The sequence below is a fragment of the Wolbachia endosymbiont (group A) of Cydia strobilella genome (assembly GCF_964026745.1).
GTDB lineage: Bacteria > Pseudomonadota > Alphaproteobacteria > Rickettsiales > Anaplasmataceae > Wolbachia > Wolbachia pipientis.
Genome location: NZ_OZ034694.1, coordinates 205,792 through 220,916 on the forward strand (window position 1 = coordinate 205,792; position 15,125 = coordinate 220,916).

Annotated in this window: 13 protein-coding genes and 1 tRNA gene; 3 read left to right on the forward strand and 11 right to left on the reverse strand. The window is 35.1% G+C overall.

Annotated features, from left to right (window positions below):
* Nucleotides 1-285: 285 nt before the first annotated feature.
* The 10 genes from recJ to AAGD76_RS01020 form a co-directional block, all read right to left on the reverse strand.
* Nucleotides 286-2,025, reverse strand: a complete 1,740-nt coding sequence (gene recJ / locus AAGD76_RS00975) for a single-stranded-DNA-specific exonuclease RecJ (RefSeq protein ID WP_341820221.1) — start codon at nucleotides 2,023-2,025, stop codon at nucleotides 286-288.
* Between the two features lie 60 nt (nucleotides 2,026-2,085).
* The gene (locus AAGD76_RS00980) at nucleotides 2,086-2,319 is read right to left on the reverse strand and encodes a hypothetical protein (protein ID WP_010962507.1); all 234 of its coding nucleotides are present in this window, start codon (nucleotides 2,317-2,319) and stop codon (nucleotides 2,086-2,088) included.
* Complete coding sequence (locus tag AAGD76_RS00985) at nucleotides 2,316-2,519, reverse strand: hypothetical protein (RefSeq protein ID WP_010962508.1); 204 nt, start codon at nucleotides 2,517-2,519, stop codon at nucleotides 2,316-2,318. Before AAGD76_RS00985 ends, AAGD76_RS00980 begins: the two co-directional genes overlap by 4 nt.
* Before the next feature lie 571 nt (nucleotides 2,520-3,090).
* Nucleotides 3,091-4,350: a cbb3-type cytochrome c oxidase subunit I gene (locus AAGD76_RS00990; protein WP_341820548.1), complete on the reverse strand. Its 1,260-nt coding sequence runs from the start codon at nucleotides 4,348-4,350 to the stop codon at nucleotides 3,091-3,093.
* A gap of 34 nt (nucleotides 4,351-4,384) precedes the next feature.
* Nucleotides 4,385-5,680: a Na+/H+ antiporter NhaC family protein gene (locus AAGD76_RS00995; protein WP_341820222.1), complete on the reverse strand. Its 1,296-nt coding sequence runs from the start codon at nucleotides 5,678-5,680 to the stop codon at nucleotides 4,385-4,387.
* A 289-nt stretch (nucleotides 5,681-5,969) separates the two neighbouring features.
* Nucleotides 5,970-8,423: an endopeptidase La gene (gene lon / locus AAGD76_RS01000; protein WP_341820223.1), complete on the reverse strand. Its 2,454-nt coding sequence runs from the start codon at nucleotides 8,421-8,423 to the stop codon at nucleotides 5,970-5,972.
* A 15-nt stretch (nucleotides 8,424-8,438) separates the two neighbouring features.
* Complete coding sequence (gene clpX / locus AAGD76_RS01005; RefSeq protein ID WP_341820225.1) at nucleotides 8,439-9,716, reverse strand: ATP-dependent Clp protease ATP-binding subunit ClpX; 1,278 nt, start codon at nucleotides 9,714-9,716, stop codon at nucleotides 8,439-8,441.
* On the reverse strand, nucleotides 9,716-10,342 hold the full coding sequence (clpP, locus tag AAGD76_RS01010) for an ATP-dependent Clp endopeptidase proteolytic subunit ClpP (RefSeq protein WP_006280254.1): 627 nt from the start codon (nucleotides 10,340-10,342) through the stop codon (nucleotides 9,716-9,718). Before clpP ends, clpX begins: the two co-directional genes overlap by 1 nt.
* A gap of 11 nt (nucleotides 10,343-10,353) precedes the next feature.
* Nucleotides 10,354-11,688: a trigger factor gene (gene tig / locus AAGD76_RS01015; protein WP_155968869.1), complete on the reverse strand. Its 1,335-nt coding sequence runs from the start codon at nucleotides 11,686-11,688 to the stop codon at nucleotides 10,354-10,356.
* Nucleotides 11,689-11,846: 158 nt separating this feature from the next.
* A tRNA-Leu gene (locus tag AAGD76_RS01020) sits at nucleotides 11,847-11,928 on the reverse strand.
* A 140-nt stretch (nucleotides 11,929-12,068) separates the two neighbouring features.
* Here AAGD76_RS01020 and AAGD76_RS01025 point away from each other — a divergent pair.
* Nucleotides 12,069-12,653: a BON domain-containing protein gene (locus AAGD76_RS01025; protein WP_209472974.1), complete on the forward strand. Its 585-nt coding sequence runs from the start codon at nucleotides 12,069-12,071 to the stop codon at nucleotides 12,651-12,653.
* Nucleotides 12,654-12,713: 60 nt separating this feature from the next.
* Complete coding sequence (gene gshB, locus AAGD76_RS01030; protein ID WP_038198626.1) at nucleotides 12,714-13,643, forward strand: glutathione synthase; 930 nt, start codon at nucleotides 12,714-12,716, stop codon at nucleotides 13,641-13,643.
* On the opposite strand, the gene murG is transcribed toward gshB, so the two are convergent.
* Nucleotides 13,628-14,659 carry an undecaprenyldiphospho-muramoylpentapeptide beta-N-acetylglucosaminyltransferase gene (murG, locus tag AAGD76_RS01035; protein WP_007549072.1) on the reverse strand — a complete coding sequence of 344 codons (1,032 nt, stop codon included), beginning with the start codon at nucleotides 14,657-14,659 and terminating at the stop codon, nucleotides 13,628-13,630. The two genes, gshB and murG, sit on opposite strands and share 16 nt — an antisense overlap.
* Nucleotides 14,660-14,728: 69 nt before the next feature.
* Between murG and AAGD76_RS01040 the strand changes: the two genes are divergently transcribed.
* On the forward strand, nucleotides 14,729-15,121 hold the full coding sequence (locus AAGD76_RS01040; protein ID WP_006279962.1) for a hypothetical protein: 393 nt from the start codon (nucleotides 14,729-14,731) through the stop codon (nucleotides 15,119-15,121).
* Nucleotides 15,122-15,125: the final 4 nt, after the last annotated feature.

The window sequence follows — 15,125 nt, forward strand, 5'->3', positions numbered from 1 at the left end:
TTCGCGGCGGTATGACGGTTCGCAGTGGCATGACGATAAGCTCGTCATCCCGCTACTTGTTAGCGGCTAAGAGATACCGCGAATGAATCGCGGTATGACGGTTAAGTAGGGTGTCATCCCAGTGTCACGCACTGGGATGACATTATAGGAGCACTGGGATGACACCCTCTTGGATGGAAATCAGTGTCAGATAATTTCATGACACCAGTTGTTGTAAACTCACTTTTTCTCGATTTTTTGGTTTATCTTGTCTACCTATTTTGCCACTCTGCTGAACAGATACACTCAACTTATGGTCAATACATCTTCTATTAAAAATTGTACAAATTCATTGCCATTCCAGTAATTCATAGAGATTTTACCCAAAATAGCTTTAACATTACCCTGCATGATAGCAGAGCCAAGATGAGTATTTGCAGAACGAAATGCAATAGCTCTTACCATAACATTATCATCAGCAATAAAACATTTTATATGGTCAACTCCTATAACTTCAGGCTTTCTTATCTTTGCTCCTTGGATAATAAACCTTGGTTCAGGATTTCCAACTCCAAATGGTCCCAAGCGTTGCAATTGATTCCATAAAGACAAATTTATTGCTTTAGCAGTTACTATACTATCAGCTTTTAAAGTTTTCTCATTTATAGAGTTTGAAAATCTTTCAGTAAAAAAATCATGCAAATCATTTATTTTGTCTTCTTTAATTGAAAATCCTGCCGCCATACTATGGCCACCACCTTCAATAATCAAATTTATAAACTTTGCGGAAAGGACTGCAGCACCGATATCAACTCCCAAAATTGATCTACAGCTTGCTTTTCCTATTCCATTATTTAAAGATATCACTACTGTTGGCAAGTGAAACTGCTCCTTTAGCCTTGATGCAATTATACCAATTATTCCCTGGTGCCAATTGCCACTTATCATTATAAAATTCGCACCTGATTGGGCAGAATTTTCCGCTTGTGCTGTAGCTTCCAAGAGAGCCTCATTTTCTAACACTTTTCTTGCATTATTCAAATCTATTAATTTTAGCGCGATTGAATGTGCCTCTTCATCATCATCGGTGGAAAGCAACCTTGCACCAAGCGATGCTTCTCCAATTCTTCCTCCAGCATTTATGCATGGCCCAATACTAAACCCTAATCGAGAAACACTTGGTTTTTCAAGGATTCCCAAAGCATCAAATAAAACACGCAAGCCAACGTTTTTTCTTGTTGACATAACTTTTAATCCTTGTGAGACAAGTGCTCTATTGAGGCCTGTGATCTGCATAACATCACAGACAGTTCCCAGGGCAACCAAATCCAACAGATCAAATAAATCTGGTTCTTTTTTGTTGGTAAAAAATCCTTGCTCACGTAGGCTTTTATTAAGAGCAACAATTAGCAGAAATGACACTCCAACTGCTGCTAGGTTATTATAAGGAGAGCTCTCATCAAGGCGGTTTGGATTCACAACTGCTACGGCGCTTGGTAATTTTTCCGTACCAAGGTGATGGTCAACAACTATAATATCAAGACCAAAAGCCTTTGCATCTTCTATTGGTTGATATGCAAGCGTACCACAATCAACGGAAATACATAAATCAATTCCATTCTTTTTAAGTTGTAATAAAGCATCTGTGTTTAATCCATAACCCTCATCAACACGATCTGGAATGTAGATTATAGAGTGTATATCGATTGCTCTCAGGTACCTGTTAATCAATGCTGACGACGTTGCACCATCAACATCATAGTCACCAAATATTGCAAGGTTTTCATCATTTTTTATTGCCCGTATTATACGAGAAACAGCTTTATCCATATCAAGAAGGTGAAAGGGATCTGGTAATAGCGATCTGATTAGTGGATATAAGAAGTCGCTTGCATTTTCTATGTTAACACCACGAGTAACCAATATTCTTGCTAATATTTCTGGTAACTCAAATCTCTGTGTAAGAGTTAAGATTTGCCTTTGATCTGCTTCTTGCAACTTCCACAATGCATTTGTTATGCTGCGCTTTTCAATTTCAAGTAGCATATTCTTTCTTTGTAAATAAAACTACTTTACCAGAATTTTTAAGCTTGTTCTATAATTGTATTAGACTTCTGCATAACCTAAACTAAGTAGAAAAAAGGTATCATCTAAGTAGCTGACACTGGTCTCCATCCAAGAGGGCAGTAGCCCCTTCGGTGTCATTCCAGCGCGTGACCAGGTCTTTTTAGCTATCATAGGATGACAGAAGCAGACACTCCACTTTGTCGTTCCAGTGCCTCCTTTTTTTGTCATTCCAGTGCCTTGACTATTTGGATCCAGGAAAAAGAATGGTGTCATCCCAGTGCCCCTATGATGTCATCCAAGTAGCCTCCCTCTCCTGTCATCCCAGTGCTCCTTTTTTTGTCATCCGAGTAGCTGACACTGGGATCCAGGAATTTTATTAAGTTGGTAAGCATAAAAGTGTTATGTAAAATACAACGTTCTTGATGGGATTGCGTGAAATGCTGGATCCCAGTGTCTGGGCACTGGGATGACAAAGGAGGACAGTGTCAGCTACTCGGATGACAAAAAAAGGAGCACTGGGATGACATCATCCTTTTTTTGGGGTTCCAGCGTCACGCGCTACCTTCCGTATAAATATTAAAAAATTTACCAAATGAAAAAAAAGGCAAAAGAAGCCCCGTGGTTGGCTAATTACTTACATTATACTTTCAAGTATGGCGTTTTTTTATTCTAAACGCTTAATAACCGCGATTTAGTTGCTTTTAAGCCGCAACTAATCTAAATTATAAACATTAAGAAATTTACTAAACAGAAAAAAAGGCAAAAGAAACCCTAGGGTAGCTAGTTATTCACTATCCATTTTTTAAATCGGCGTTTTTTGATGTTTTAAATGCTTTATAAGCGCATTTCAGCTTATATTAGGTAAAAACCTAGAAATTTTATAAAGACATAAGGTGCACATAGTGCAAAAAATTAAACATGGGACGCCAGATACGTGAGTTTTTTTGTCATTTAATCTGTACAGAGAAGATAAATAAATAGCTTCAGTTTCATGATAAGGGCGCTGGGGGAATTTGTCAAGGAAGTTTTTTTTGTTTCTATGGGTCAGTTGGTACGCGCTTTGCCTTTTAACAGATGTAAAAGCACAATTATTACGAACAACATTCCACCAACAACTGATATAGCGCCACCTATAATGAAGCACGTGCGTGCTAACATTGACGAAATGCTTGGCAGATCTGCAACCTTCCTTAAAGCACCATATCCACCAAGCCACACAAGGCCAGTGATATGGAGAAAATGCCCTATACTGTAGGCATAAATCTGTAATCTTACCATGGAACTTTTTATCTCTTTAAAGTTTAATTTAGGTAACATCCAGTAGACAAAATTCATAAAAGCTATAGTGATCCCAACTACAGAACCGTGATAATGAGCGGGAATGGTGACATTTCCTTCAATAGTCAACACTCCGAGCACATCTCCATAAGTGAACAACAAAAATGAATGTAATAAATAGTTGCTTTTATTATTAATAAAAGTTCTGATGTTGCAGCACACTAATATTATCAAAAAGCACGGCAAAACTGCTCCAGCAATCCTCATATGCCAAGTAAAAAACTGTATTAACTTGGCACTATCAACTGGATAAACAAAATATACAAACGGTGCGCCTACAGCTAAAATCGTGTTTATAAATAGTGGTAAAATAGTAATTTTACTGTTTGAAGCTAAACTAATATCATTGGAACTTAGCATTATTAAATAGACTAAAAACATTCCTTGAGTAAAAGCAAACTGCAATAAATGTCCGCCTCCCCAAAAGAGATATTCGTAAAATAAATTATTATCTGAGTGATATAGACCTGGAGGCATATTATTATATGCTAAAACAAAGCAAAGAAATGACGATACAAGTATAATAACTAGCCCAATTTGCCCAACAGAGAGAAATGAAACCTCTTTTTTTGATGTGTATGCTAGCATTGTATTTACTAATATACTGGCAATAAATAAACTGAGTCCAAGTAAAAATAATTTGTTTTGTAATACGGGAATATAGTTACTTTTGATAACTTCAGTGTTTGGAACGAATGCGGATATAAACATGAGCAGCATCGAAAGGGTTGATAGAACCCATGAAAAGTTAAACCAACTATTGGTATTTTGTAGGTTTATGATAAAGAGCAGAGATATTATAGAGCACATCCACACTAAAATTGACAAGTTCACGTGTATTACCAGCGCATTATCAAAAATATATTGTGCAGAAGGAACAAGAGAGGAGATAAAAGGCAATCGTAGAAAAATAACAATTATTGACAGTAACCCAGAGCAAGCAAGAGCACATACTGCCAAGAACATCCATTTTCTACAGAGTGGAGCGTTGTCTTGTATATTAAGCACAATCTTTTTTCTCAATTTTGTTCAATACAATATATAACACTGCAATAATACCTAAAACATAGCAATAGTATACGTGTGGCACGACTGCCAAAGGTGAAACTCCAGCAATAGTGCTAGCCAAAAGCAATTGAGCGCCATACGGTATTAATCCTTGAAATACACAAGAAAATATGCCTAGCCATGCTGCACTATAGTGAGGCGGTATTTCATATTTCTTAGCAATATCTCTAGCAATTTCACCACTAAAAATTATAGCGATGGTGTTATTTGCAAGTAAAATATCAAATATGCTGACTATTTTTGCAATAAATAATTGCGCAGTTTTTTGTCCACCACGTTGTATCATAACCCAAGATGAAAGTTTATCTGCAAACTCCTTAGAATTTTTACCTACCAGTCCTGAAAGCCCGCCAACCATCAATGACAGTAGCATAATTTCATGCATACTCATAAACCCCTTAGTGATGTTTTGGCTTAAAAACAATAAACCATAATTGTTGTTATTTATAAATCCAATGATTCCAGCAAAAGTTATGCTTAAAACCAATGCCGTAAATACATTTATTCCAAAGTTTGCAAGCAATATAAGTATTATGTAAGGAGTCACAAGCAATAAAGAATACTCCTTAACTGAAATAGCAGCACTATTGCTTGAGCTATAAAATAATATAATTATTGTGAATATAGAAGCAATTAGTGCCACTTTTGCATTCAGTTTTAATTTTTTCTTTATATCAGCCTTTTGAGACATCACAGATGCAATTGTAGTATCAGAGATAATAGATAAATTGTCGCCAAACATTGCTCCTCCTACAACGGTTGCAACTCCTAAGGAAGGAGAAATCCCAGCTTGTGTCAGTTCAACTGCAATAGGAGCAATTGTTGCAATGGTGCCCATTGATGTACCAATAGCAGTGGAGATGAAAGCTGCTACAAAAAATAATCCTATGAGTAAAAATTGTGTTGGTATAAATGAAAGAGCCAAATTAACTGTGGCATCAGCACTACCGATTGCTTTAGTTACTTCACTGAATGCACCTGCAAGTAAGAAAATGATACACATAGTGATAATATTACGATCTCTTACCCCATCTAGAAAGGCATACATTTTTTCTTCAGTATTGCCCTTGTATAAAACCCAACCCAGAGCTATGGCAGGAACAATGGCTACCAGTGGAGATAACTGATAAAAAGCATTTGACACGCCAAGAATAGTAAAATATATACCACTTCCTACAAAAAGAAATAGGAACAGTAAAATAGGCAAAAAATTTGTAAGATAAAACATACCTCTACTCCAGCTCTGATAAATGCAAATCAACTATGATATAATTTATATTATTATAAACCACAGTTAGCACCTTGACCAATGTTTTTCTAGAAAGCAATCTACCAGAAAAGGTTTCCATGAAAAGGACTATTATAATATATCATCTACTTGAATTAAACTGGGAGATAGAATAAGTAAAAAATATGAATGACATAACAACAAAGCAAGTCATATCCTTATGGGATGCACAAGTTGGTGGATTTTTGCCGGATAAAAGAGAAATGGAGATTGATAATATTTTTTTAATCTAATGCTTCAATGTTTCCGACATAGGAAAAGTATCATCTTTACTTTCTATAGAGGAAGGCACACTATTTTGATTATCATCACCATTAATTGGAGTAGTAGGGTGCATTAAAGCAACTTTCATAACTTCATCAATATTCTTAGCAAAAACTACGTTGATCCCTTCTTTGATGCTTGCCGGAATTTCTTGCATATCTTTCTCATTTTCACTTGGTATAATCACAGTTTTGATTGATCCTCTGAGCGCTGCAAGCAATTTTTCTCTCAAGCCCCCGATAGCTAAAACTCTACCACGCAATGTCACTTCGCCTGTCATAGCAACATTTTTGTTAACTGGTATATTTGTCATAAGAGAAACAATAGACGTACATACCGCGCCGCCAGCAGAAGGGCCATCTTTTGGTACAGCACCCTCAGGTACATGCAAATGTATATCATTATTTTGGAATTTTTCGGGCTTTATACCAAAAAACAAACAATTTGATCGAATATAACTATACGCAGCTTTTATAGATTCTTGCATAACCTCTCCAAGCTTTCCTGTGTATTTTATTTCTCCCTTGCCCGGAATTAGGACTGATTCTATCATCAAAATATCACCACCTGTTTCAGTATAGGCGAGCCCAGTTACTATTCCTACTAAACTCTCATTTTCCGCAATGCCAAAGGTATATTTACGTACCCCTAAATAATCTTGTAAATTGTCAACCCCTACGGATATTTTCTTATTTTTATCAGTCAATATTTCTTTAACTGCCTTTCTCATGAGCTTTGCAAGCTCCCTTTCCATACTCCGCACACCACTTTCACGTGTATATAAACGTATCAACTCGTATAACGCCTCATTAGTTATGTCCCATTCCTTCTGATACAAACCATGCTCCTTCTTTAACTTCGGAATAAGGTGGTGTGTAGCAATACTGATTTTTTCATCTTCAGTATACCCGGACAATTGTATAATTTCCATCCTATCACGCAAAGGATGTGGTAAATTTAAGCTGTTTGCCGTAGCTACAAACGTTACACTTGAAAGATCAAACTCAACTTCCAAGTAATGATCCGTAAAGTGTTTATTGTGCTCAGTATCTAAAACCTCAAGTAATGCAGACGCAGGATCGCCACGCGAATCAGAACCCATCTTATCTATTTCATCAAGCAGAAAAAGCGGGTTGCATGAATTAGCTTTTTTCATGTGTTGAATGATTTTACCAGGCATTGAGCCAATATAAGTTTTCCTATGCCCTCGTATCTCAGACTCATCACGCACACCACCAAGAGCTATGCGAACAAAATCTCTTCCTACTGCTCTTGCCATAGACTTAGCTAAAGAAGTTTTACCAACACCTGGCGGTCCAACTAAGCAAAGTATAGGACCTTTTATCTCTTTTACTCTTTTTAATACCGCTAAAAATTCTATTATTCTATCTTTTACTTTCTCTATGCCATAATGATTTTCATCTAAGATTTTCTTAGCTGCATTTAAGTTAATTTTTGCATCTTTGTACTTTCCCCATGGCAACTCAAGCAACCAATGCAAGTAACTAGATATAACTGTAGCTTCAGGAGAAATGGGATTCATTTTCTTGTATCTCTTCAAATCAGTTATAGCTTTCTCTCTTGCTTCCTGAGAAAGCTTTGTTTCATTTATCTTTTTTTCAAATTCATTGAGTATATTCCCTTCATCACCATTCTCAAATTCGCCTAATTCTTTCTGTATAGCTTTCAATTGCTCGTTAAGGTAGTAAACTTTCTGAGTGCTTTCAACTTGCGATTTAATTGTCTTATATAAACGGTTTTGTGCGTTCAAAATACTCATTTCTCTCTCAATAAAAGCAAAAGCTTTTTTTAAACGCTCTTCTGGGTCATAAGCCTCAAGTATACTTTGTTTATCTGATACTTTTATATTTAAATGTGAAGCTACCGTGTCTACAAGTTGATCAACTTCTTTGATTTGATCAATGGAGTTAATGGCAACCTCGGGTTGATTTTTCTTGTTTAGCTTACACCAGCTATCGAACGCGTCTACAACAGACCGCCTTAAAGCTTCTAAATCAATATTGTCTTCATCTTCTTTATAATAATTGTCTAACTCTACCCTGGCTTGTAATAAAGTATGAGAGCTAATATATTCTACAACTCTTCCCCTTCTTATCCCCCGGATTATAACTTTTACTGCATTGTCAGGTAATTTTATTAACGGTTGTACAATGCTTGCTAACACACCTACTTCATAAAGATCTTCAGGCTCTGGATTATCAACAGAGCCATCTTTCTGTGCTACAAGAAAAATCTCATTTTGGTGATTACTACTACTTATTGCATACTCTAGTGCATTAACAGATTTTTCTCTGCCTATGAATAAAGGCACCATTATATTTGGAAAAATTACTACATCTCTTAAAGGTAATACTGGCAATGCAGTAAAACTAGAGCTTACAGCACGTTCAATGTTCATAATATATGCCTCAAATTAATCATTAACCGTTATAACATTGCCATTGTTATTATGATTAACCGTTGCTTTTCCTAATTCTACCATTTTCTTAGTGATTACTATAGTGCTACCTTCAAAGCCTCCGTTTCCAGATGTATACATAATGTCAAGCAAAAGTGACTCCAAGATAGCACGTAACATTCTTGCACCTGTTTTGTAGCTTATAGCCTTTTTAGCAATAGCTGATATTGCTTCATCTGAAAACTCAAGGTTTACTTTGCTAAACGCAAGCAATGCTTTGTACTGTTTTATTAGTGCATTCCTTGGCCCTGTCAACACATGTATTAAATCTTCATGATCCAGCTCATCTAAAACAGCAGTTATTGGAACCCGCCCTACAAATTCGGGTATTAAACCGAATTTGATTAAATCTTCAGGTTGAACATCATGTAAAGCATTCTTTTTCTTTTGCTCTTTAGACTGACTTATATCTGCTCCAAAGCCAACTGACGTTCCCTTTTTTCTCGCTTCAATAATTTTATCGAGGCCTTCAAAAGCTCCTCCACAAATAAACAGTATGTTACTAGTATCCACTTGTATAAACTCTTGTTGTGGGTGTTTTCGCCCTCCTTGTGGCGGAACATAAGCAACTGTACCCTCCATAATCTTAAGCAGAGCTTGCTGGACCCCTTCACCTGAAACGTCACGGGTTATTGAAGTGCTTTCAGATTTTCTTGTAATCTTGTCTATTTCATCTATAAACACTATACCACGCTGTGCTTTTACAACGTCATAATTTGCAGCTTGTAATAAACGCGACAACACGCTTTCTACATCATCACCCACATAACCTGCCTCAGTTAAAGTTGTTGCATCAGCCATAGCAAATGGCACATCTGAAACTTTAGCAAGTGTTTTGGCTAGCAAAGTCTTACCAGAACCAGTGGGACCAATAAGCATTATATTTGACTTCTCGATTTCAATATCACTTATAGCATGAAATTGTACCATGGATTGACAATGGTTATACATAGCTACAGATAAAACGTGTTGCGCGTGTTCTTGACCTACAACATGCTTGCTGAGAAAGTTTTTTATATCCTCAGGTTTCTTTAGTAATAGCTTCATATCAGATATACGATCTGAATTAAAAGATCTATCTTTCTTTTGACTTATTGCTTTATGGGATAATTCTATGCACTCATTACAAATAAACAGCTTTAAACCATCCGAAGAGTTAGTAATCAATTTATCTACTTCATCTTGCGCCTTGTTGCAAAAAGAACAGTAGTGTAAATCATTATTGTTATCCATTAACCCACCTTTTGTTTAACTTTAATATTTTCAATTTCAATATCTGTACGCTCAGCTATCACCCTGTCAATTAAGCCAATTTTCCTTGCTTCTTCAGGATCCATGAATTTATCTCTTTCCATCATTCCTTCAATTTTCTTCAGTGAATTTCCAGTATGTTTTTCATAAATTTGATTTAGTTTTTTCTTAACCCGCAAAATTTCATTAGCATGTATTTCTATATCAGTTGCTTGACCATGATAACCACCAGATGGCTGATGTATCATAATTCTTGAATGAGGTAGAGAGTAGCGCTTACCTTTTGTACCAGCTGCAAGCAATAAAGAACCCATAGACGCAGCTTGACCTATACATAAAGTTGAAACGTCTGGGTTTATATACTGCATTGTATCGTAGATCGACAAACCAGCAGTTACAACACCACCTGGTGAGTTGATGTACATACAAATGTCTTTATCGGGATTTTCCGATTCTAAAAATAAAAGCTGTGCTACTATTACACTGGCCATATTGTCTTCAATAGGACCTGTTACAAAAATTATTCTTTCTTTCACTAGTCTTGAATATATGTCATAAGCGCGCTCACCGCGACTAGTTTGTTCAACTACAATTGGTATAAGAGTCATACCTTTTCCTATTAAATATTATCAAATAATTCCTTTAATTCTTTCACAGAAACAATCTGCTCTTCTTTACTAACTTTTTCTATTATATAATCTGTCACTTTATACTCAAGCGCTTGCCCTCTAACTAATTCTTGAAATTGTTTATTTGATTCAAAATGCTTAAGTACTCTGTCAAATTGCACATCTTTACTGACATATTGATTTACAATAACACTCAAAACATCATTTTGAGTTAATGATATTTTATGTTCTGCACTAAATTTCATAAATAACATAGCAAGCTTTACACGTTTTTCAGCTTCTTTACGAGAATCATTTTGAGCACCCAATTCTCCTTCCATTCTTTGTTGCTCCTGTTTTACTATGTCTGTGGGTAAATCAAAACTATAATTAGCATCCAAATAATCAAACAGCTCCTTTTTAATTAAGAGATTTCTCATTTCGGTGCACTGATCACCAATCATTTTTTTTGCATGATTTATTAGCAAAGAATAATCTTTAAACCCAATACTCTTAGCTATTTCATCATCATTTTCAAAATCTTTGGCAATTTGAATCTCATTAACTCGCACAGAAAAATCAGCTTCCTGTCCTGCAAGGGAAATGGCTTGGTAATTTTCAGGAAATTTCAACTTAAAGTTCTTTGTTTCTCCCTTTTTCATACCAGTTAATTGATCTTCAAAACCATTAATAAATGTGCCAGACCCTAAATTAACGGCAAAATCTTTGCTACTTCCACCTTGAAAGAGCTTATTCCTAATCCGCCCTTCAAAATCAATTATCAATTTATCCCCATCTTTCGCTTGATAAGAAGCATCATCAACAGAGGCAAAATTGGGGAACTTTGTTTTGATAGAATCAATAAATTCTTTTATATCTTCCTCTTCAATCTTTGCTTCAATTTTCTTTAAGTTTATTTTGTCAAGATCTATCATCGGTACTTCAGGCATCGACTCAAAAGATAGCTTGTATACAAAATTGCCCTCCTCATTTTCTTTGCCCAGATCTGGTAATGATATAACATCAACCTTAGGATAAATGTGAGACTTGACTTCAATTTTTTTCATCAAATCACTTGAGCAATAATCAATTGTATTATTTATCACATATTCCAAAGCCTCGTTTTTATAATTTGCAACAACAAGGTCATAGGGCATCTTTCCAGCCCTAAATCCAGGTGATTTTGCATTTTCTGCTATCTCTTGCAACCTGGAATTTACCTTTTGTTTTATATAATCACTACCAACTGTGATTTCATACTCATACTTTAGTTTATCTATACTAAGCTCTTTGTAGGTATATACGCTACTTACTTCGACTGTATTTTGAGGTATATTATTAGACATCATAATTCATTTATTAACATTTTAATTCATATCTTAATAGAGTCATTTTACCAGAATTTAAGTTAAACACAATCCTTAAGAACAGGTTTTTACACAAACAAAAGTGTATTTAGTGATTATAAATTTTCCCTTAAAACCTAAGTTACATGACTTTAAAGTGCGGATAGAGGGACTTGAACCCCCACGAGCAAGCTCACCAGGACCTAAACCTGGCACGTCTACCAATTCCGCCATACCCGCAAGAAATTTTCAGTACCCTATTATAGGTATTCCATTAAAAATATTCAAGGTTTAAAGTCTTACTTAATTTATGGTATTTACACAATCAAAAAAGCTTATTAACATTTCTTAATGAAAGCTCTAAACCCTGAAAATCAATAATGAGATTAATAACAAGCTTCTTACTCGCAATTTTTTTGATTACACAAAGTGGTTGCACAACCCTTATAATAGGTGGTGTGGTGGCTACAGCAATAACAATGCAGGACAAATCCTTGGGAAATATCATTGATGATACGACTATGGTCATCAGAATTAATAAGGGGCTCTTAAAACATGGGCTATTTTCATCCATAAAGGTTAAAGTAAGTGAAGGAAGAGTATTGCTCATTGGAAGTGTTGACACTCCTGAAAAACAACTTACAGCAGAAAAAATAGCTTGGCAGCAAAAAGAAATTAAAGAAGTGATAAATGAAATAAGAGTAATACCAATTCAAATGGCTTCCATGCTAGACACTACTGTAGATGGCATGATAACAGCGGAAATAAGAACAAGACTTCTGGGGAAAAGAAATATTAAATCAATTAATTATAGCGTTAATACGGTTGATAGAGTTGTTTATTTGATGGGTATAGCCCAAAATAAAGCGGAATTAAAAGCTGTAATAGCAATTGCAAGAAAAGTAAAGGGAGTAAAACAAGTTGTAAGTTATGTACGATACAGGTACAGTAAGTTACGCCATTAGGCAAAAATCGCTTTCAAATTATAACATTTGTATAGTTGTGACAATAGGTAGAGAACATAAATGAAAATTGCCTTTCAGATGGATGAAAATATAAATTTTGAAACTGATACTACATTTGCGCTAATAAAAGAAGCACAAAGGAGGGGGTATGAAATTTTTGTTTATACTCCTGATAATTTAGCACTAAAGCTAAACTATCCAATTGCTTTTGCTCAGAAAGTCAGCGTTGATGATTTTAGTTTTATCTCCAAAAAAGATGTAGCTATCAACTTGAATGAAATGAACATCATATTTATCAGACAGGATCCACCTTTTGATATGCGTTACATTACAACAACATATATCTTAGAAAAAACTAGCGCATTGGTAATTAACAATCCAACAGAAATAAGAAATTGTCCTGAAAAATTGATAACTTCATTATTTCCAGAACTAATTCCGCCAACTTTGATTACTGAAAATATATCAATGATTAGAGATTTCTACTACAACTATCAAGATATTATTCTGAAGCCATTGTATAGTTATGGAGGAAACGATGTGATAAGAATACAAGATGAGAATAGTATTCAAGTAGTAGTGGATCTCATGATAGCAAAATACGAATGCCCTGTGATTGCACAATCATTTTGTAAAAACATAGATAAAGATAAAAGAATATTGCTACTTTATGGCCAACCAATTGGTGTAATGAAACGAATTCCAAAAATCAGTGGAGAGATCAGAACAAACATGCGACTTGGAGCAAGTTTTGAGCCCGCTCAAATGAACGATAGAAACAATGAAATATGTAACAAAATTGGTCCTGAATTAAAGAAAAGAGGGCTAATATTTGTTGGTATTGATATTATAGATGACTTCCTGCTCGAAATTAACACAACTTCACCCACGGGAGTAGTTTATATCAATAAATTGTATAATATATCGCTAGAAAAGGATCTTTGGGACGTGTTTGAAGAAAAAGCAAGCAGCCATCAACTAAACCTGTGAACAATCACCTTAACAAACTCAGTAGTCCCATTCTTTATCCCTGTTTTTTCTGTACTATTGGTCATATCACGCAATTTTTGAGAATTATTTAATAGATCAAATAGTACCTCTGTTAGATTTTTTTTTGCTTCACTATTCTGCTTAACTATTATAGCTGCTCTCGAGTCTTCAATATATTTTGCGTTATAAAATTGGTGATTATCTTTTGAGTAAGGGTAAGGAATATATATAGCAGAACGCCTAGCAAGAGTGATCTCTGCTATTGAAGTTGCTCCTGCTCTGCTAATTACCAAGTGAGCATTGGCCAGTCTATTCTCCATATCATCAAAAAATTCACTCAATTCACAATCGATCTTTTCACTTTTGTATAGACTTTTGACCTTGTTTACATTTTTCTTCGTACATTGCTGCGTCACTCTAATTTTCTTTTTCATTTTAATAGGTAAATCACAAATTACGCTGCTTACTACATCATCAAAAAAATTTGCACCTTGGCTGCCTGCTATGACCAATATATTTAGGATTTTCTCAGTGCTAGAATGGCTCTGTGCTTTTATATCAACAAAATTTCCTGTAAAAATACATTTATTGCCCTCTGCATATTTAGTCTCCGGAAAGCTGGTTGCAATTAATTTTGCACTCTTGAAAAAGAATCTATTTACTCTCCCTAAAACTGTGTTTTGTTCATGTAAAATTATAGGTATAGAAAGAACTCTTGCTGCAAGAAGAGTTGGAAAAGAAGCATAGCTACCAAAACCAATGACCGATTTTGGTTTTAATTTTCTTACTTGATACAGTGCTAACATAGAGCTGTATATCAAGAAAAGGAAAAACTTAAATTTGTTGCTGCTTGGTCTACGTAATGGTAAGGTGTAGCTTTCTATGTCGGTATTTTTATTTGTTTTTTTATCAGTGAATAATATGCAATTGTATCCTTGTGTCTTTAGTGCTTTTGCTAAAGCTATGGCCGGAAAGATATGCCCACCTGTGCCACCTGTTGCTAAAATAATATCCATCTGTAAATAATAAATCCTAGATTGTTAACTGTTATTTAACAATTTGCACGTAGAATTTTATTAAGCGTTATGATAGTTGAGTTAAAAATGCCTAAAAGTAATAGTAAAAAAGAACCTAATGAGAAAAATAAACCTCAAGAACAAAGAGAAGGCAGAAGCGGAGGTTTTTTAGAACTGCTAAAAAATATAATAAAAATTCTTTTCAATTCGGTCGTTGACCTACCTGAGCACGAGCAGCATAATAAAATGAAAAGCACTAATCTACAACAAGGTTTGGATACTAAAGGAAAAGGCCCAGAAGATCTTCATCCAAAGGCAAAGCTTGAAGTTAAAGAAGCAGCTAAGGGATTGAAAGAAGAGTTACAGAATTCTGATGCTGGTGGTAATCAATCTATTGAAACTAAAGTGCCTAATCAAACTACTACTCAAGACATTGACAACTCTAAAACGATGGAACGTTAGTTCA

Coding starts and splice junctions, on each gene's coding strand:
- recJ (WP_341820221.1), bottom strand. CDS start 2,025: ATGCTACTTGAAATTGAAAAGCGCAGCATAACAAATGCATTGTGGAAG.
- AAGD76_RS00980 (WP_010962507.1), bottom strand. CDS start 2,319: ATGACACCATTCTTTTTCCTGGATCCAAATAGTCAAGGCACTGGAATG.
- AAGD76_RS00990 (WP_341820548.1), bottom strand. CDS start 4,350: ATGTTCTTGGCAGTATGTGCTCTTGCTTGCTCTGGGTTACTGTCAATA.
- AAGD76_RS00995 (WP_341820222.1), bottom strand. CDS start 5,680: ATGTTTTATCTTACAAATTTTTTGCCTATTTTACTGTTCCTATTTCTT.
- lon (WP_341820223.1), bottom strand. CDS start 8,423: ATGAACATTGAACGTGCTGTAAGCTCTAGTTTTACTGCATTGCCAGTA.
- clpX (WP_341820225.1), bottom strand. CDS start 9,716: ATGGATAACAATAATGATTTACACTACTGTTCTTTTTGCAACAAGGCG.
- clpP (WP_006280254.1), bottom strand. CDS start 10,342: ATGACTCTTATACCAATTGTAGTTGAACAAACTAGTCGCGGTGAGCGC.
- tig (WP_155968869.1), bottom strand. CDS start 11,688: ATGTCTAATAATATACCTCAAAATACAGTCGAAGTAAGTAGCGTATAT.
- AAGD76_RS01025 (WP_209472974.1), top strand. CDS start 12,069: ATGAGATTAATAACAAGCTTCTTACTCGCAATTTTTTTGATTACACAA.
- gshB (WP_038198626.1), top strand. CDS start 12,714: ATGAAAATTGCCTTTCAGATGGATGAAAATATAAATTTTGAAACTGAT.
- murG (WP_007549072.1), bottom strand. CDS start 14,659: ATGGATATTATTTTAGCAACAGGTGGCACAGGTGGGCATATCTTTCCG.
- AAGD76_RS01040 (WP_006279962.1), top strand. CDS start 14,729: ATGATAGTTGAGTTAAAAATGCCTAAAAGTAATAGTAAAAAAGAACCT.